17 protein-coding genes are annotated in these 15,890 nt (G+C 63.4%); 5 read left to right on the top strand and 12 right to left on the bottom strand.

The genetic code is table 11. The features are described from left to right. Nucleotides 1-25: 25 nt before the first annotated feature. Complete coding sequence (locus ACGYK4_RS05970) at nucleotides 26-1,183, bottom strand: deoxyguanosinetriphosphate triphosphohydrolase (RefSeq protein ID WP_394455567.1); 1,158 nt, start codon at nucleotides 1,181-1,183, stop codon at nucleotides 26-28. A 96-nt stretch (nucleotides 1,184-1,279) separates the two neighbouring features. Here ACGYK4_RS05970 and ACGYK4_RS05965 point away from each other — a divergent pair, with 96 nt between their 5' ends. Further along, on the top strand, nucleotides 1,280-1,603 hold the full coding sequence (locus ACGYK4_RS05965) for an iron-sulfur cluster assembly accessory protein (RefSeq protein WP_067627534.1): 324 nt from the start codon (nucleotides 1,280-1,282) through the stop codon (nucleotides 1,601-1,603). Between the two features lie 14 nt (nucleotides 1,604-1,617). On the opposite strand, the gene ACGYK4_RS05960 is transcribed toward ACGYK4_RS05965, so the two are convergent. Together ACGYK4_RS05960 and ACGYK4_RS05955 are read right to left on the bottom strand one after the other, a co-directional pair. After that, nucleotides 1,618-2,676, bottom strand: a complete 1,059-nt coding sequence (locus tag ACGYK4_RS05960) for a DUF6902 family protein (protein WP_394455565.1) — start codon at nucleotides 2,674-2,676, stop codon at nucleotides 1,618-1,620. 57 nt (nucleotides 2,677-2,733) lie between these two features. After that, the gene (locus tag ACGYK4_RS05955; RefSeq protein WP_394455563.1) at nucleotides 2,734-2,991 is read right to left on the bottom strand and encodes a hypothetical protein; all 258 of its coding nucleotides are present in this window, start codon (nucleotides 2,989-2,991) and stop codon (nucleotides 2,734-2,736) included. Nucleotides 2,992-3,338: 347 nt separating this feature from the next. Here ACGYK4_RS05955 and xth point away from each other — a divergent pair, with 347 nt between their 5' ends. After that, nucleotides 3,339-4,121 (top strand): exodeoxyribonuclease III, encoded by a 783-nt coding sequence (gene xth / locus ACGYK4_RS05950; RefSeq protein WP_394455561.1) that lies wholly within the window; start codon nucleotides 3,339-3,341, stop codon nucleotides 4,119-4,121. A gap of 2 nt (nucleotides 4,122-4,123) precedes the next feature. Here xth and ACGYK4_RS05945 read toward each other — a convergent pair whose 3' ends face one another. Next, nucleotides 4,124-4,708: an HNH endonuclease gene (locus ACGYK4_RS05945; protein WP_067265843.1), complete on the bottom strand. Its 585-nt coding sequence runs from the start codon at nucleotides 4,706-4,708 to the stop codon at nucleotides 4,124-4,126. Between the two features lie 160 nt (nucleotides 4,709-4,868). Between ACGYK4_RS05945 and ACGYK4_RS05940 the strand changes: the two genes are divergently transcribed. Further along, the gene (locus ACGYK4_RS05940; protein WP_394455775.1) at nucleotides 4,869-5,297 is read left to right on the top strand and encodes a VOC family protein; all 429 of its coding nucleotides are present in this window, start codon (nucleotides 4,869-4,871) and stop codon (nucleotides 5,295-5,297) included. Here the strand turns inward: ACGYK4_RS05940 and ACGYK4_RS05935 are convergent. From ACGYK4_RS05935 to ACGYK4_RS05925, 3 genes are read right to left on the bottom strand one after another with little or no spacing between them, the layout of a single operon-like run. Next, nucleotides 5,294-5,959, bottom strand: coding sequence for an alpha/beta hydrolase (locus ACGYK4_RS05935; RefSeq protein WP_067267442.1), 666 nt, complete (start codon nucleotides 5,957-5,959; stop codon nucleotides 5,294-5,296). The two genes, ACGYK4_RS05940 and ACGYK4_RS05935, sit on opposite strands and share 4 nt — an antisense overlap. Then, nucleotides 5,956-6,588 (bottom strand): DNA-3-methyladenine glycosylase family protein, encoded by a 633-nt coding sequence (locus tag ACGYK4_RS05930; protein ID WP_394455559.1) that lies wholly within the window; start codon nucleotides 6,586-6,588, stop codon nucleotides 5,956-5,958. Before ACGYK4_RS05930 ends, ACGYK4_RS05935 begins: the two co-directional genes overlap by 4 nt. Next, nucleotides 6,585-7,331, bottom strand: coding sequence for a precorrin-6A/cobalt-precorrin-6A reductase (locus ACGYK4_RS05925; RefSeq protein ID WP_394455557.1), 747 nt, complete (start codon nucleotides 7,329-7,331; stop codon nucleotides 6,585-6,587). The genes ACGYK4_RS05930 and ACGYK4_RS05925 overlap by 4 nt, the downstream gene beginning before the upstream one ends. Nucleotides 7,332-7,454: 123 nt before the next feature. Between ACGYK4_RS05925 and ACGYK4_RS05920 the strand changes: the two genes are divergently transcribed. After that, on the top strand, nucleotides 7,455-8,666 hold the full coding sequence (locus ACGYK4_RS05920) for an MFS transporter (RefSeq protein ID WP_322327642.1): 1,212 nt from the start codon (nucleotides 7,455-7,457) through the stop codon (nucleotides 8,664-8,666). A 4-nt stretch (nucleotides 8,667-8,670) separates the two neighbouring features. Here the strand turns inward: ACGYK4_RS05920 and ACGYK4_RS05915 are convergent, their stop codons facing one another. The 4 genes from ACGYK4_RS05915 to cysS all read right to left on the bottom strand — a co-directional run bounded on the left by ACGYK4_RS05915 (nucleotide 8,671) and on the right by cysS (nucleotide 13,331). Further along, nucleotides 8,671-9,435 carry a squalene/phytoene synthase family protein gene (locus tag ACGYK4_RS05915; RefSeq protein ID WP_394455555.1) on the bottom strand — a complete coding sequence of 255 codons (765 nt, stop codon included), beginning with the start codon at nucleotides 9,433-9,435 and terminating at the stop codon, nucleotides 8,671-8,673. After that, nucleotides 9,432-10,151: a class I SAM-dependent methyltransferase gene (locus ACGYK4_RS05910; RefSeq protein WP_394429787.1), complete on the bottom strand. Its 720-nt coding sequence runs from the start codon at nucleotides 10,149-10,151 to the stop codon at nucleotides 9,432-9,434. Before ACGYK4_RS05910 ends, ACGYK4_RS05915 begins: the two co-directional genes overlap by 4 nt. Then, nucleotides 10,148-11,764, bottom strand: a complete 1,617-nt coding sequence (cimA, locus tag ACGYK4_RS05905) for a citramalate synthase (protein WP_394455554.1) — start codon at nucleotides 11,762-11,764, stop codon at nucleotides 10,148-10,150. Before cimA ends, ACGYK4_RS05910 begins: the two co-directional genes overlap by 4 nt. 196 nt (nucleotides 11,765-11,960) lie before the next feature. Continuing rightward, nucleotides 11,961-13,331: a cysteine--tRNA ligase gene (cysS, locus tag ACGYK4_RS05900; RefSeq protein ID WP_394455552.1), complete on the bottom strand. Its 1,371-nt coding sequence runs from the start codon at nucleotides 13,329-13,331 to the stop codon at nucleotides 11,961-11,963. Nucleotides 13,332-13,602: 271 nt separating this feature from the next. Between cysS and ACGYK4_RS05895 the strand changes: the two genes are divergently transcribed. Continuing rightward, nucleotides 13,603-14,784, top strand: coding sequence for a pyridoxal phosphate-dependent aminotransferase (locus ACGYK4_RS05895; protein ID WP_394455550.1), 1,182 nt, complete (start codon nucleotides 13,603-13,605; stop codon nucleotides 14,782-14,784). A 67-nt stretch (nucleotides 14,785-14,851) separates the two neighbouring features. Here ACGYK4_RS05895 and ACGYK4_RS05890 read toward each other — a convergent pair whose 3' ends face one another. Continuing rightward, on the bottom strand, nucleotides 14,852-15,451 hold the full coding sequence (locus tag ACGYK4_RS05890) for an outer membrane protein (RefSeq protein ID WP_394455549.1): 600 nt from the start codon (nucleotides 15,449-15,451) through the stop codon (nucleotides 14,852-14,854). Nucleotides 15,452-15,890: the final 439 nt, after the last annotated feature.

Raw genomic sequence — 15,890 nt, 5'->3', positions numbered from 1 at the left:
AAAGAAGACTACCATGCCGCGAAGACTAGCGGAAGCTGCGCAGGTCGCTGTCGAAGAGACGGGCGTGTTCTTGTAGGGCGAAACGGTCGGTCATGCCCGCAATGTAATCAGACACCATCCGCGCCAGCGTGGTTTCATCCTCTGCCGCCTCGATCGCCGCCGCCCAATGGCGCGGCAGCAGGTTGGGCTGAGACAGAAACAGCGGAAAGAGATCTTCGACCACCTTGGTGACCTTCTCACGATTCTCCATCACCGAAGGGGCGCGGTACATCCGGGTGAAAAGGAACTTTCGGATCTCGCGCAGGTCCTGCCAGACAGGGTCCGAAAAGCGGATCACCGGACGGCCCAGATGGCGGATGTCATCGGGCGATGTGGCCCCCGACTCTTTCAGCAGTTTAGACGATGTTTCGATCACATCGCCGACCATCACCCCAAAAACCCGCCGCAGCGCCTCATGGCGGCGGCGGTAGCTGTCGGTGTCGGGGTAGAGCCGGTCCACTTCCGCATAGGCCGCGCCGACCATGGGCAGCTCGGCAATCTCTTCTTCGGTGAACAGCCCTGCCCGCAGACCGTCGTGCAGGTCGTGGTTGTTATAGGCAATGTCATCGGAAAGTGCCGCAACCTGTGCCTCTGCACTCGCATGGGTGTGCAATTCCAGATCATGGCGCGCGTTATAGTCAGCCAGCGCGTGGGGCACCTCGCCCGTCACCGGGCCATTGTGTTTGGCAATGCCTTCAAGCGTGTCCCACGTCAGGTTCAGCCCGTCGAATTCGGCATAGTGCCGCTCCAGCGTGGTAACGATCTTGATCGCCTGCGCGTTGTGGTCAAACCCTCTGTAGGGCGCCATCAGCTTATGCAGCGCGTCCTCGCCGGTGTGGCCAAAGGGCGTGTGGCCCAGGTCATGCGCCAGCGCCACGGCCTCGGTCAGCTCACCATTCAAGCGCAGCGCGCCCGCGATGGTGCGCGCCACTTGGGCCACTTCGATTGAATGTGTCAAACGGGTGCGGAAATAATCGCCCTCATGTTCGACAAAGACCTGCGTCTTATGTTTGAGCCGCCGAAAGGCGGAGGCGTGAATGATCCGGTCTCGGTCCCGCTGATAGCAGGAGCGAAACGTGCTTTCCTCCTCCGGCACCAACCGTCCCTTGGCGGTGTCCGGATCCGAGGCGAATTCTGCGCGCATTGCGGCTGGTCCTCTCTCGCGGTCCTTGTGACCTGTCCTTGTGGTTTCTATATGTTAGGGGAACGCGAAAGAAAACCGATGCATCGGAGCCCGCAGATGAACCTGCCCCCTAAAGTCACCCCCCGCGCCTTTGAACGCCTTGCCGAGATCGGCGCCGCCGACGAAGGCAAAGCCCTGCGCGTTGCTGTCGAAGGCGGCGGCTGTTCAGGGTTTCAATATGACATTGCGCTGGACGAACCTGCCGAGGATGACCTCGTTCTGGAAGGCAGCGGTCAGAAGGTGGTGGTCGATAGCGTCTCCCTGCCGTTTTTGGCCGACGCCGTGATCGATTTCACCGAAGAGCTGATCGGCGCGCGCTTCACCATCGAGAACCCCAATGCGACGGCGGCCTGCGGCTGCGGCACGTCCTTTTCGATGTAAGTTTTCGGGCGCGTTTAACCGCGCGCCCGGGCGAACCCCTCGAAGAATTCGTCGAAATAAGGCCCGGCGCGTTCGGCGCACAGCAGGGTCGCGTGGCTTTCCGCGCAAAGATACGACAGCACATGCGGGCGCATCTGCCCCCAGTCGGCCCGGCGCTTTGCACCCATGTCGTTGAGGCAAGCCGCCAAGGGGCGCAGGGCCCCTGCCCCCTTTCGGCCTTTGTGAAAACGCAATGCGCCTTTTGGGATATCGGTGGATCGCATCGGGCGGCCCGCAATTTGCATGGCCCAGCCAGTGACGAGCCATTCGTGGGAATCATCCTGCAAAGGTGCACCTTCGTCAGCGTAGACCCTCATGACACGGTGGCTGGCGGCAAGGGCATCCTCCCACAGGGGGCTGGGGGCCTGCCCGGCAAAACGCAGCGCGGCGCAGACCTCGGCCAGCAGGTCCATATCCTGATCGAGAAAAGCCAGCAGCCCCGTGAAATGCAGGCTTTTCAGCGCGGCCTCCGGCAGGACGGGGGGCCGGCGGCCATAGTCCGACAGGTAGAAAACGATATGGGTCAACTCATACGCCGCCTTGCGATTGGGCATGGCAAAAGTGGCACTGCGGGCGATGAAATCGCGCAACCGTTGACCGAGCGCCCCGTCCTCAACCCGTGGCCCGACACGCCGACGGCGCAGCAGACGGCGTGCCTCGGCCCGTTGTAGATCCGACAGTTCCGCCCCCTCCAGCCCTGCCCGCGCAACCTTAGCACAAAGCGTCGCGCCGTAGTGCCGAGGCAAACCGAGGTCTTCGAGATCGAGGCAGATCGACAGGATGAAACGGTAATACTGAGGAAAATCGCGCAGCAGGTCCCGGCAGCCCCGATGGAAGGCCGCGAGCGGCTGAAGCGCCGCAGTGTTAAGCGTGGCCCCCGTGCTCGCCAGCACCCCGAGCAGTTCGGCGTTTTCCTTCAGCCAAAAGACATCCCCCTGCGCGCGACGCCTCTCGGCGAAGGCTTGGATCAGCCGGGCTGTTTGCGCGGCCGGGTCTTGGTTTTCGTCAGGTCTGAGCAGAACAACATTGGTCATCGCATGGCCTCCGACAGGGGGAACGGCGGGCGACAAAGCCGCCCGCTTGCACAGGCTTCAGCCGCTGAAGGGCAGCACCTCAGCCGGGGCGAGGCCAGTGGTGAACAGGCCGACCCCGCCGCCTTGCGTGATGCTGCTGCCGTCCTGCTGTAACCCAGTGGTGAAGATCTCGACCCCTTCGCCCAACAGCATGTCACCGCCCCCACGGGTGAGGCCGGTGGTGAAAAGGCCAACACCGGTGCCGAGCGCCATGGGATTGTCCTCTGTCTGAGGGGCTGATACAGGGGCAAAGTCGCGTGCAAAAATAGCGGTCATCGTGAGGTCCTTTCAAAGGGCTTTGCAATTTAAAGATGTAGTTCTTCGACTGACGCACGTTAGGCGTGTTGATCCAAGCATTTTTCGGCTAACGCATTGTACTGAACCACTTATCCACATTAAGGTCGCGCCACAGTTTCGCCTTACTCCTCAAATTATCTTGCGCCCTGTGGAGAAAAAGAAATGCCGCCCACAGGGCAGGATCGAGACAATACGGGCAACCGCCTCGCGGACTTTCTATAATAGCGAGAAATCTGACCCGAGAATCACCTTAAGCGCGCAAGCCTTCCCCTTGCTCCGCGACGCCAATTGCGCGATAGCAGTCGGACGTCGAAAGAGGGCCGGATATGAAGATCGCGAGTTTCAACATCAACGGTATCAAGGCCCGCGCGGCGGCCCTTCCCGATTGGCTAGACGAGGCGCAGCCGGACGTTGTCGTGCTGCAAGAGATTAAGTCAGTGGATGAAGCCTTCCCCCGCGAAATGCTCGAAGAGCGCGACTATAACGTCGAAACCTACGGGCAGAAGTCTTTTAACGGCGTGGCGATCCTGTCGAAACTCCCGCTTGAGGATGTGACCCGCGGCCTGCCGGGCGATGATGCCGATGATCAGGCCCGCTGGATCGAAGCAACGGTGGTGGGCAACGATATGGCGCTGCGGGTCTGCGGGCTCTACCTGCCCAATGGCAACCCGGCGCCGGGGCCGAAATATGACTATAAACTCGCATGGATGGCGCGGCTGCAAGCCCGTGCCGAAGCGCTTCTGGCCGAGGAAACGCCCTTCCTCATGGCGGGGGATTACAACATCATCCCGCAGGCCGAGGATGCTGCCAAACCCGACAGCTGGCGCGAAGATGCCCTCTTCCGCCCCGAGTCCCGCGCCGCATGGCGGCGGCTGGTGAACCTTGGCCTTACGGATGCCTTCCGCGCACGAACTCAAGGGCCGGGACATTACTCGTTCTGGGATTATCAGGCCGGTGCGTGGAACCGCAACAACGGCATCCGCATTGACCATTTCCTGCTATCGCCCACGGTGGCGGACCGCTTGCGCGACTGCCAGATTGACCGCGACGTGCGCGGGCGCGACAAACCGTCGGATCACGTGCCGATCTGGGTAGAGTTGGATATCTGAGGTCAGGCCTCCAGCTCGGCATCCCAATAGAGGAAATCCATCCAGCTCTCGTGCAGATGGCCGGGCGGGAATTTGCGCCCCATGTTGCGCAGCTCTTCGGCGGCAGGTTGGCGTGGCGGTTTGCGCAGCGCAAGCCCCGTGCGGTGCAGCGGCCGCGAGCCTTTGCGCAGGTTGCAAGGGCTACAGGCGGCGACCACGTTTTGCCAGCTTGTCACCCCACCCGCAGCACGGGGCACCACATGGTCAAAGGTCAGATCGCCCTTCGCGCCGCAGTATTGGCAGCGGAATTCATCCCTCAGAAATAAATTAAAGCGCGTGAAGGCCACGCGCTTTTGAGGTTTGACATAGTCTTTAAGAACGACAACCGAGGGGATCCTGATCACCGTAGAGGGGCTGCGCACCACCTCGTCATATTCGGCGACGATCTCGACCCGGTCGAGCCATTTGGCCTTTACCGCCTCCTGCCATGGCCAGAGCGACAGCGGGTAATAGGATAAAGGTCGGTAATCCGCGTTGAGCACCAGCGCGGGGTGGTGTTTGAGCGCCGCCGGGTGGCGGGTAAATTCGGTCCTGAAATCGCCGTCCATCTGGTCGCGTCCTCTGCCCGTTTTAGTCACTATATCTCGCGGTTTCTCTCTGGCAAGACAAAGGTGAACCACTAGATGTCGCCGGTTTTGCCCAAAGATTACGACAGAGGCGTGACAGATGGGCAGAGTTTGTTAACCTTGTGGCATGTGAAAAAGCCCCCTGCCCGATGCGCCCGCCCCGCAATCCCTGCTCAAAGCCGCCGTCTATGTCGATGATCTGGACGCGGCGCGGGGGTTTTACCGCGACATTCTGGGGCTGAAACTGTTTCAGGAGGTGCCGGGGCGGCATATGTTCTTTGCGCTCGGCCCTTCGGTCTTGCTGGTCTTCAACCCCACCGCCACGGCACAGCCGCCCGGCAATCCGAAAATGCCCGTGCCGCCCCACGGCGCGCGCGGCCCGGGGCATGTCTGCTTTGCGATGAAACGCGATGAGATCGCCACGATGGAGACGCGGCTGCGGGCCGCCGGGGTCGAGATCGACACCAGTTTTGATTGGCCCAACGGGGCGCGCTCGCTCTATGTGCGCGACCCCGCGGGCAATTCGGTTGAGTTCGCCGAACCCTGGCTCTGGGACGAGATGAAGGGTTAAAGCCCTAGTTTGTCGCGCATGAAGGCGAGCGCAACGCTCAGCCCATCGGGCGCGATGCCATGGCCGGTGCCCTTCATCACATGGGCGTAAACGTCTTGCCACCCCGCCTCTTGCAGCGCTTCGGCGGCCTGCGGCAGGGATTGCGGCGGCACCACGTCATCGGCATCGCCATGAACCAGCAGCACCGGCGGTTTGACCTGCGCCTCTTCGGCCAGCGCTTCGGGGTTGAGCAGACGGCCCGAGAAGGCCACGATCCCCGCCACCGCATCTTCGCGGCGCGGGGCCACATGCAGCGACATCATCGTGCCTTGGGAAAAGCCGAAGAGCACGACCTGTTCGGGCAACACGTCTTCGTCGACCATCAGCGCGTCGAGGAAGGCGTCGAGGTCTTCGACCGCGCTCATCATGCCGCGCATCGATTCCTCTTCGGATGATCCGTCGATCCATGGGATCGGGAACCACTGATAGCCCATGGGCGCACCGGCGCAGGCCTCGGGCGCGTCGGGTGCGACGAAAAGCGTATCGGGCAAATGCTCGCTCAGCGGATCGGCAAGGCCCAGCAAGTCAGCGCCATTCGCGCCATAGCCATGCAGGAACACCACCACCGACCGTGTGGTGCCAGAGACCGGCGCGCGGCGCTCGGCGTTCAAAACCCGTGTCATGACAATCCTTCCTTTTGTTTCAACACCCGGTAGTAGGCAAAGAGCAGCCGCGCCGCAACCGACCGCCAAGGTGACCATGCGGCGGCCATGGCGGAGAGGTCTTTCGGGCTGGGACGGACGGGCAGATCAAACAGCCCCCGCGCCGCCTCTTGCAGTGCCAGGTCGCCGCTGGGAAAGATATCGCGGCGGCCAAGGCAGAACATCACATAGATCTGCGCCGTCCATGGCCCGATGCCCGGCATATCGACCAGCGCGGCGATGGCCGCGTCATCAGGCAGCCCGTGCAGCGCGTCGAAGTCGAAATCGCGTTCCGCCAAAGCCAATACATAGCGCGCCTTGGGGCGGCTCAGCCCCGCGGCGCGCAGGCCGTCGTCTCCGGCGCGCAGGACGTTCTCCGGCTGATCCAACCCCGCCGCAACCAGCCGCGCATAGATCGCCCGGGCCGAGGCCACGCTCACCTGCTGCCCCACGATAATGTCGAGCAGCCCCGCGAAATCGGGCGGGCGCAGGCGCAGCGGCAGCGGTCCGGTTTTGCTCAGCGCCATGGCAAAACGCGGCTCCCGTTCGGCCAGCCATGCCGCGCCCTCGGCCACATCGGCGTCGCAGGTGATCGGGGGCGCGAGGCTCACAGTCGTGCCACCCAATCCAGCATCGCGTCGAGATCGCTCAGACAAGGCGCGCCCTTTGGCAGTGGCGGTCTGTCGATCAGGATCACCGGCAGGCAGAGCGACAGGGCGGCATCGACTTTCGGGCGGCTGGCCTGCCCGCCGAGGTTGCGGCAAATCAACAGGTCGACGCCGAGGTCGCGGAACAATGCCGTTTCACTCTCAACGGTGAACGGCGGATCGCCAAAGATCAGATCGACAAAGTCATAGGGCGCGGCGCGTTCATGGCGGCTCGTCTGTCGTAGCATGAGGCGCGCGCCCTTGAACGGTTGGAACGCTGGCAGGCTGGCCCAACCAGTCGCGGCAAAGACGCGGGCAGCGGGCGGCACGGTACGGGCGGCGGCCGCGACATCCGGCGCCGATTGCAGCAGCGGATTGTCCAAAGGCCATAGGGGCCGCGAAAAACTGACGAAAGGCTTGCCCAAGGACGTGGCGGCAGCAAAGCCCGCGTGGCTCAGCCCCGCATCGAACCCGTGGCTGAGATCGAGCACCGCATCAAAGCCCGCCATATCGCGCCGCAGCGCCGCGGCATCCCCGGCATCGCGCATCTCAAAGGCCATCGGCATCGGATTGCCGCCGCGCGGCGGCTCCGTCAGCCAAGCGGTGACCCGGTGCCCGGCCTGCGTCAAGGCGCGTGCAAGCTGCCGCGCTTCGGCGGTGCCAGCGAGCAGAAGAAGGGTCAGCGAAGGGCGATCGGGGGCGGTCATCGGCGCGATCATCGGCGAGCTTGCCGCCGGGCGCAAGCGGGATCGGCGGCGCAAAAACCGATGCCGGGCTTGCCCTTACCCAAGGGCAGGGCTACCCCTTGGCGGGAAGTGAGGAATTCAAACATGATCGACGACAGACGCGCGCGGCGCAACGTAGCGGTGCTGGTGGCAGCACAGGCCTTTCTCGGGGCGCAGATGCCGATGATTTTCCTTGTCGGCGGTCTTGCCGGGCAGTCGCTTGCGACGAACGTCTGTCTTGCCACCCTGCCGATCTCGATGATCGTTCTGGGCTCCATGCTCTCGGCCACGCCGGTCTCGGCCATCATGCAGCGCTATGGCCGCCGGGCTGGGTTCTTTTTGGGCGCGGCGGGCGGTGCCTTGGGCGGCGCGGTCGCGGCCTACGGGCTTTATCTCGCGTCCTTTCCGGTTTTCCTGCTGGGGTCGCTTCTGACGGGCATCTATATGTCGGCGCAGGGCTTCTACCGTTTCGCCGCCGCCGATACCGCCTCGGATGATTTTCGGCCCAAGGCGATCTCCTATGTCATGGCGGGCGGTCTTGTCTCGGCCATCATCGGGCCGCAGCTTGCCACGGCCACGTCGATGAGCCTCGTTGTCCCCTTCCTTGGCACCTATATGGCCGTGGTGGCGGTGAACCTCATCGGGGCGCTGCTGTTTCTCTTCATCGACATTCCGAAACCGCCGATCCCGGCCCATGACGCGCCCAAGGGCCGCAGCCGGTGGGAGCTTTTGACCACGCCGCGCATCGCCGTCGCGGTGATCTGCGCCATGGTCTCCTATGCGCTGATGAACCTTGTCATGACCTCGACCCCGCTGGCCGTTGTCGGCTGCGGCTATAGCCAAGACAGCGCGGGCTATGTGGTTACCGGCCATGTGCTGGCGATGTTCGCGCCTTCGTTCTTTACCGGCCATTTGATCAACCGTTTCGGAGTTGAGCGGATCATGGGCCTTGGCATCGCGATCCTTGCCGCCGCCGGGGTGGTCGCGCTTCAGGGGGTGGAACTGGGCAACTTCTTTGTCGCCCTGATCCTTTTGGGGCTGGGCTGGAACTTCGGCTTTATCGGGGCCACCACGATGCTTGCCGGCGCGCATGAGCCGCATGAGCGCGGGCGGATGCAGGGCCTGAACGATCTGCTGGTGTTCGGCGGCGTGACCGTGGCCTCGCTGGCCTCGGGCGGGTTGATGAACTGTTCGGGCGGGACGGCGCAGGAAGGCTGGGCGGCGGTGAACCTTGCCATGGTGCCCTTCTTGGTGCTTGCGGGCGGATCGCTGATCTGGCTGGTGCTGCGCAGCCGCAAGGAGACGCAGCTGAGCTAAGCGCCTACCAGCGCGATGCCATGGCCCGCAGCGCGAAATGGCGGCGCGGGTCAGGCAGCGCAGCTTGAGAGACCTTTTCCGGCGCATCCACCGCGGCCCGCAACACCGGCCCCGCATGGGCGGCAGGCAGCAGCGCCGCGCGCGCCGCCTTGGGGATCTTCCCCCGATTGGCCCGCGCCGATTTCAGCCGGTCGAGCGCCCCCTTGGCGAGGGCCGAGACTCCCTCTGCCGTGCCGTCCAACAGCGGCACGCGGCCCGCCTCTTCCAAGTTCGGAATGGCGCAGAGCCATGCGGCGATGCCAGTGGCGTAGGCCGCATCCCGCACCACCGCTTCATCCGTCGCCCCAAGGCGGCGGGCGGCGACCCACATCAGATGGCCTGCGGTCTGGTCGATGTAGCGCTCGAAATGCGCGACATCCTCGAAGGGGTCTTTGTAGATGTCCCACCGCCGCGCGGCGACGAGTTCATCGAGCAGTGCGGCATCCTCTGGCGCAATCGCACGGGCCAGCGGCGTGGTCACCTCATGCCGCCTGACGGGGCCGCCCTTGGCGATCTCCTCTAGCGCGTCGCGCCACCATTGCAGGCGCATCTCGGCGATCATCGTCTCTTGCGTGACCCATGGGGCGCGGGCAACTTCGACGTTGAAGGCGTAGAGCGGGAAGAGCAGCTTGCGCGTCGCGACGGGGGCGGCCATGGCGGCGCGAAAGCGCCAAGGGTCGGCGCGCTCTACCATGGCGGCGCAGGCGTTCAGATCGGCGTCAAAGGTCATGCGGGGCGCGCCACCGTCAGAAGATAGCCGAACTCATCCCGATGCGCGCGCCAGCAGGCGATCTCCGCCTCGGCGGCATCGAGCACTTGAGCCAAATCATCATCCGCAGCGGGGCGCAGCTTTTCGATCCGCGCCTGCAAGGGGGTGTAGTAATTCTCCCAAGCTTCATCCGAAAGGACACGGCTCGCCACGACCTCATAGCCCGCCGCGCGGACCCGCTCGGCAATGCCGTCTGCGTCGCTCATCGCGGGGTAATCCGCCCATTGCGCGCGGGCCTCTTCCGACGGGCTATCCGTCAGCCAGCAGGGTTCGGAGAATGCCACCACCCCGCCCGCGCGCAGCGATTTGCGCCAGCGGGTCAGCGCCTCGGTCACGCCAAGGAAATAGACCGCACCGGCGCACCAAATGAGATCATATTCATTGGCGATGGCGGCCATATCGGCGCGCAGCAGGGTGACATTGCCATCGGCCACGAAACGGCCCCGCGCGGTGTCGACGAAATGCGCAGTTTGATCGAGGGCCGTCACATGGCCCTGCGGGATCGCCGCGCGCAGGGCGCCGATGTCGCTGCCGGGGCCACAGGCCACATCGGCAATTTCGGCCCGCGCGGGCAGATCGACCTGTTCCACGGCCCAGATCACATCCGCAGGCTCCCCCGGCCCTTCGCGCGGCAGATCGCGATGGAGAGTGAAAAAGGCGGTCATATCATCTGTCATTGGGCGCGGTCCCGGATCAATTTCCAACGTATCGCATCAAGCAGCGCTTCGAATGAGGCGTCGAGTATGTTGGCGCTGACGCCCACGGTGGACCAGCGCCGTCCCTGCCCGTCTTCGCTGTCGATGATGACGCGGGTGGTGGCTTCGGTGCCGCCTTGGGTGATGCGCACCTTGAAGTCAACCAGACGCATGTCCTCCAGAAGGCTGCTGTATTTGCCCAAATCCTTGGCCAGCGCCTTGGACAGCGCGTTAACCGGGCCACGGTCCGCGCCATCCTCGTCCAGCGATTCCGAGACCGAGAGCCGTTTTTCCCCGTCCACATCAATGACCACGACCGCTTCGGAGAGGCTGACCATCCGGCCTTCGGCATTGCGGCGGCGTTCGACGGTGACGCGGTAGCGCTCGACCTCGAACAGATGCGGCAACTGGCCCATCACGTCGCGGGCCAGCAGCTCAAAGCTCGCCTGCGCGGTGTCATAGGCATAGCCCTGCGCCTCGCGGTCCTTGACCACCTCCAAGATCCGGCCAAGCGCCGGGTCGCCCTTGGCGACCGAGAGGCCCGCATCGCTCAGCCGTTTGCGCAGGTTGGATTGCCCGGCTTGGTTCGACATCGGAATGACGCGCGTATTGCCGACCAGTGCGGGGTCGATATGCTCATAGGTGCTGGGGTCTTTGGCGATGGCGCTGGCATGCAGCCCCGCCTTATGCGCAAAGGCTGAAGACCCGACGAAACCCGCCTGTTTCATCGGCACGCGGTTGAGGATCTCATCCAGCATCCGGCTGGTGCGCGTGAGCCCGCGCAGCGCCTCGGGGCTTACCCCGATCTCATAGCGGCTGGCATAGGGCTCTTTCAGCAGCAGGATCGGGATCAGGGTGGTGAGGTTGGCGTTGCCACAACGCTCCCCCAGCCCGTTGAGCGTGCCTTGGATCTGCCGCGCGCCCGCGTCAACGGCGGCCAGCGTGCAGGCGACGGCGTTTTCGGTGTCGTCGTGGGTGTGAATGCCCAGATGATCCCCCGGGATGCCTGCCGCGATCACGGCGCGGGTGATGCGGCCAATCTCATCGGGCAGCGTGCCACCATTGGTGTCGCAAAGCACGATCCAACGCGCGCCCGCGTCATAGGCCGCGCGGATCGCTTCCAGCGCGTAGTCTGGATTGGCCTTGTAACCGTCAAAGAAATGCTCGGCGTCGAAGAGCGCCTCGCGCCCTTGGGCGACAAGATGGGCGACGGATTTGGCGATGTTGTCGGTGTTCTCGGCCAGCGTGATGCCGAGGGCGGTTTCGACGTGGAAGTCATGGGTCTTGCCGACGATGCAGACGGATTTGGTGCCCGCGTTGAGCACGGCGGCCAGCACGTCGTCATTCTCAGCCGACATGCCCGCACGTTTGGTCATGCCAAAGGCGGTGAGCCTTGCCTGCGTCGGCGGCGCGGCGTCGAAAAAAGCGCTGTCGGTCGGGTTGGCGCCGGGCCAGCCGCCTTCGATGTAATCCACGCCAAGCGCGTCGAGCGCGCTGGCGATCTGGCGTTTCTCATCGGTGGAGAACTGCACGCCTTGGGTTTGCTGCCCGTCACGCAGGGTGGTGTCGTAGAGGGTGAGGCGCGCGCGGGTCATGAGGTAGCCCTCCTGCCACGAACCTCAGCAGAGGTGCGCAGGCGCCATGCCCGACCTCGGGAGGGCCATGCCGAATAGAACAACCGTTGCTTTTTCACTCTCTGATCACAGCGTGCGCGGCAGATGTTGTAATATGCCCTCCCGGGGGGGAGGTCGGGCATGGCGCATGCGCGCCGGGGGGCGGTTGGGGCTATGGTCACAACAACCCCTCCAACTGGCCCCGGTCAAAGCCCGGCGGTGGGGTCAGCTTTACCCCATCCTTGCTCATCTGCACCTCGATCCCGACCAAGGTCAGCGCTTTCTTGATCCGGTCCACCTCGGCGAAATCCTTCGTCTCCATCGCGGTCGCACGGGCATCACTCAGAAAGGCTTCGATATCTGTCAGATCCAGCGCCTGAACCGCGGCCCATTCGGGGATCAGATCATCTAGCAGCCCCAAAAGCGACAGCGCCCCGCGCAAGCCTGCCGTATCGCCCGCGTTGGACAGCCGGTGGCATTCGGTCAAAGCACCGTGGGTGTTAAGATCATCGGCCAAAAGCGCCACCAGTTCAGGCCCCGGCGTCGCGGCCTCGGCCTCCGCCGCCTGAAGATACCATTTGCGCAGGGTCTTTTCGGCCTCCTCGCGCTTCTTTTCGGTCCAGTCCATCGGCTTGCGGTAATGGGTCGAGAGCATCACGAAACGGATGACCTCCCCCGGCACGCCTTGGTCTAGCAGATCGCGGACGGTAAAGAAGTTGCCCAAGGATTTTGACATCTTCTTGCCCTCGACCTGCAACATCTCATTGTGCAGCCAGTAGTTGGCGAACCCGTGCCCCGCGCATTTCGACTGGGCGATCTCATTCTCATGATGCGGGAACTGCAGATCGATGCCGCCGCCGTGGATATCGAAACGCTCCCCCAACAGGTCATGCGCCATGGCGGAACATTCGATATGCCAGCCCGGACGCCCCTCACCCCATGGGGAATCCCAGCCGGGGGTGTCTTCGTCCGAAGGCTTCCACAGCACGAAATCCATCGGGTCTTCTTTATAAGGCGCCACCTCGACCCTTGCACCAGCAATCATATCGTCGACCGACCGGCCCGAAAGCGCGCCATATTCGGCATATTTGCGCACCCGGAACAGCACATGGCCCTCGGCCTCATAGGCATAGCCCTCATCCATCAGCCCGCGGATCATCGCGACCATCTGGGGGATATACTGTGTCGCGCGAGGCATGTGATCGGGCTCCAAGGCGCCCACGGCGGCCATGTCATCCAGATACCACTGCGTCGTCTCGGCGGTGATCTCTCCAATGCTGCGCCCGCTCTCAGCGGCGCGGGCATTGATCTTGTCATCCACGTCGGTAAAATTGCGCACGTAAGTCACATGCTGCGGCCCATAGACATGGCGCAGCAAGCGGTAGAGCACATCGAAAACGATCACGGGCCGTGCGTTGCCCAGATGCGCCCGGTCATAGACGGTGGGGCCGCAGACATACATCCGCACATTCTGCGCATCGATCGGGGTGAAATCCTCTTTCGTCCGGGTGGCGGTGTTGTGCAGTTTGATCGTCAGGTCACGGGTCATGGGCAGGCGTCCTTGCGCGGGTGTGACGCGGGCTTGGCATAGTTTTGTCAGAATGGGAATGACGTGAACAGCGGCCCGCGAGGATGTCTCAGCGGGTAATGCAGCAAATAATGAGCGTTGCGGTGTTCATGACCGGGTTGTAGCAAGCGCGCCGCCCTGCGCCAAGCCCCTTGTCCGGTAAGTTTTATGCAACCCTGCCCTCCGCCTTCCCGGCGCGCATTGACAAAGCCCCAAGGCTCTGCCCCCTTGTGCGGAAAATTTCGGAGGCATCATGGATAGATCATCGCGCATCAAAGGGGTTCTGGCCGGAGGGTCCGACGGCTGGGAAGTGTTTCACAAATCGCGCGCGATGATCGCGGCGGGGGTGCCGGTGACCGAGCTTACCATCGGCGAGCATGACATCCGCACCGCCGCCCCGATCCTGCAAGAGATGCACCGCAGCGCCCTCGGCGGCCATACCGGCTATGCCGCCGTGCCGGGCACCGATGCCCTGCGCGACCGGATTGCAAAACGCGCTGAAGAGCGAACCGGCGTGCCAACGACCCGCGACAATGTGGTGGTCACCCCGGGCGGGCAAGCAGGACTTTTCGCGGCTTTCATGGCCGTCTGCGACCCCGGCGATGCGGCGCTTTACATCGACCCTTATTATGCCACCTACCCCGGCACCCTGCGTGCTGCCGGGGCGCAGGCTGTGTCGGTCGAAGCGCGGGCCGATCAGGGGTTCCTGCCCCGCAGGGCGGATCTGGCGGCAGCCGCCGAGGGCGCAAAAGCGCTGTTGATCAACACGCCCAACAACCCGACCGGCGTGATCTATGGCCGCGAAACCTTGGAAGAGATCGCACAGGTCTGCCATGATCACGGCCTCTGGCTGGTCTCGGATGAGGTCTACGACACGCAGATTTGGGAGGGTGCACATCTCAGCCCCCGCGCCCTGCCCGGCATGGCGGAGCGAACGCTGGTCATCGGCTCCATGTCGAAATCCCACGCGATGACCGGCAGCCGCTGTGGCTGGATCATCGGGCCTGAAGACATCATTGCCGACCTGATCGACCTTGCCACCCATACCAACTACGGCGTGCCGGGCTTCATTCAGGACGCGAGCGACTATGCCCTCGCCCAAGGTGCCGCTTTCGAAGAGGAAATCATCGCCCCCTTCGCCCGCCGCCGCGCGCTGGCGCAACGGGTCTTGAGCACTCAGAACGTGGTGCGTTCAGTGCCCTCGCAAGGTGCGATGTATTTGATGCTGGATATCCGCGCCACGGGCCTCAGCGGCAGCGAATTCGCCGATGCCCTGCTGGAAGATCAGCATATTGCAGTGATGCCGGGCGAGAGTTTCGGCGCGGCGGCGGCGGGCCATGTGCGCGTGGCCATGACAATCGAAGACAGCGCGTTTGAGGCGGCCTTGCGCGACCTCTGCCGCTTTGCCGAAGGGCGCGCCAGCCGCGCCGCGTAAACAAAAAAGACCGGCCTCCTTTCGGAAGCCGGCCCTTCATCAAAGCGGGTCATCCCGCCAAGACAGATCAGAAGCGCATGGAACCGCGCAGGGAGATCGTGGTCGCGTCCAGATCTTCGCCTGTGCCGCCTACGTCATCGAATTTGTGCTGCAGCACTTCGCCACCGACGGTGTAGCGGTCGCTCACTTTATAGGTGACGCCCAGACCGGCGAAGGGGCCAGTTTCATCGCCAACGCTTGTGTCGGCACGGGCTGCACCCGCTGTTGCATAAACCAGTGTCTTGCCGAAGTCATAACCAGCTTTGACCTTAGCGCGTGCCACGGAATCCACATCGCCTGCGCCGTTGCCCAGATCAATGTCGGTCTTGTCGTAGTCAAGTTCGCCACCCAGAACGAATTTGCCAAAGTCATAGTCGTAACCGGCGTGGAAACCGTAGGACGTGTCGTCGCCGTCAAGGTTGCCGCTGTCGCTGTCGACGTCGGTCTGGCCGACCTGAAGACCGGTGTAGAAGCCTGTCCAGTCGCCATCAACGGCCACGGGTGTCGGCGCCGGTGTGAAAACCGGTGCTTCAACGGTGGTGTCTTCCAGCGAACCGGCTGCTGCTGCACCCGCGAAGGCGCTGGATGCGATCAGGGCGATGCTGGCGATTGTTGTCGTGCGTTTCATGTTCTGCTCCTTAAATACAGGTGACCCCGCGATCCTCGCCGCAGGGTCACTCACGCAACGCCCCATTTAGGGTTGGGTTTCAGTTTTTTCACATCACAGAATTGCGATGCGCTGATTGTCGCACATTTGCAACATACCCTCGGCTAGGGGCCGCTTAAGTTATGTATCATGTGTCGAATTAGGCGGCGCGCAGATGCATTTTACCTCGCTAAATCAAAGGGTTGATGCCGCAACACGAATTCCCGGCCATGTTTGCCCTCACCGCAGCGAAAGTTCCGGCAGAGAAACGACCCCGAGGCAACTGCGCAAAAGAGGCTCCCAGAGCGAGAAGCACTAAAACGCCCCCGGCCCCGCGCCATTCCCTCACGCCAAACCCCGTCCGAGGCTTGCTGTCACCACTGAACGCGTTATCTGCTTGTATTGTCAGCAAGAAGGAGCA

The organism is Sulfitobacter sp. 1A13368, assembly GCF_043557275.1.
Taxonomy (GTDB): domain Bacteria; phylum Pseudomonadota; class Alphaproteobacteria; order Rhodobacterales; family Rhodobacteraceae; genus Sulfitobacter; species Sulfitobacter faviae.
The sequence above is the reverse complement of the archived record's forward strand: the minus strand, read 5'-3'. Positions and strand labels throughout refer to the sequence as shown.

Bases quoted from the DNA above. Each gene is read 5' to 3' on its own strand.
- ACGYK4_RS05955 (WP_394455563.1), bottom strand. From the start codon at position 2,991: ATGACCGCTATTTTTGCACGCGACTTTGCCCCTGTATCAGCCCCTCAG.
- cysS (WP_394455552.1), bottom strand. From the start codon at position 13,331: ATGACCCGTGACCTGACGATCAAACTGCACAACACCGCCACCCGGACG.
- ACGYK4_RS05920 (WP_322327642.1), top strand. From the start codon at position 7,455: ATGATCGACGACAGACGCGCGCGGCGCAACGTAGCGGTGCTGGTGGCA.
- ACGYK4_RS05915 (WP_394455555.1), bottom strand. From the start codon at position 9,435: ATGACCTTTGACGCCGATCTGAACGCCTGCGCCGCCATGGTAGAGCGC.
- ACGYK4_RS05890 (WP_394455549.1), bottom strand. From the start codon at position 15,451: ATGAAACGCACGACAACAATCGCCAGCATCGCCCTGATCGCATCCAGC.
- ACGYK4_RS05945 (WP_067265843.1), bottom strand. From the start codon at position 4,708: ATGGACGGCGATTTCAGGACCGAATTTACCCGCCACCCGGCGGCGCTC.
- ACGYK4_RS05895 (WP_394455550.1), top strand. From the start codon at position 13,603: ATGGATAGATCATCGCGCATCAAAGGGGTTCTGGCCGGAGGGTCCGAC.
- ACGYK4_RS05965 (WP_067627534.1), top strand. From the start codon at position 1,280: ATGAACCTGCCCCCTAAAGTCACCCCCCGCGCCTTTGAACGCCTTGCC.
- ACGYK4_RS05925 (WP_394455557.1), bottom strand. From the start codon at position 7,331: ATGACCGCCCCCGATCGCCCTTCGCTGACCCTTCTTCTGCTCGCTGGC.
- ACGYK4_RS05935 (WP_067267442.1), bottom strand. From the start codon at position 5,959: ATGACACGGGTTTTGAACGCCGAGCGCCGCGCGCCGGTCTCTGGCACC.
- ACGYK4_RS05910 (WP_394429787.1), bottom strand. From the start codon at position 10,151: ATGACAGATGATATGACCGCCTTTTTCACTCTCCATCGCGATCTGCCG.
- cimA (WP_394455554.1), bottom strand. From the start codon at position 11,764: ATGACCCGCGCGCGCCTCACCCTCTACGACACCACCCTGCGTGACGGG.
- xth (WP_394455561.1), top strand. From the start codon at position 3,339: ATGAAGATCGCGAGTTTCAACATCAACGGTATCAAGGCCCGCGCGGCG.
- ACGYK4_RS05960 (WP_394455565.1), bottom strand. From the start codon at position 2,676: ATGACCAATGTTGTTCTGCTCAGACCTGACGAAAACCAAGACCCGGCC.
- ACGYK4_RS05970 (WP_394455567.1), bottom strand. From the start codon at position 1,183: ATGCGCGCAGAATTCGCCTCGGATCCGGACACCGCCAAGGGACGGTTG.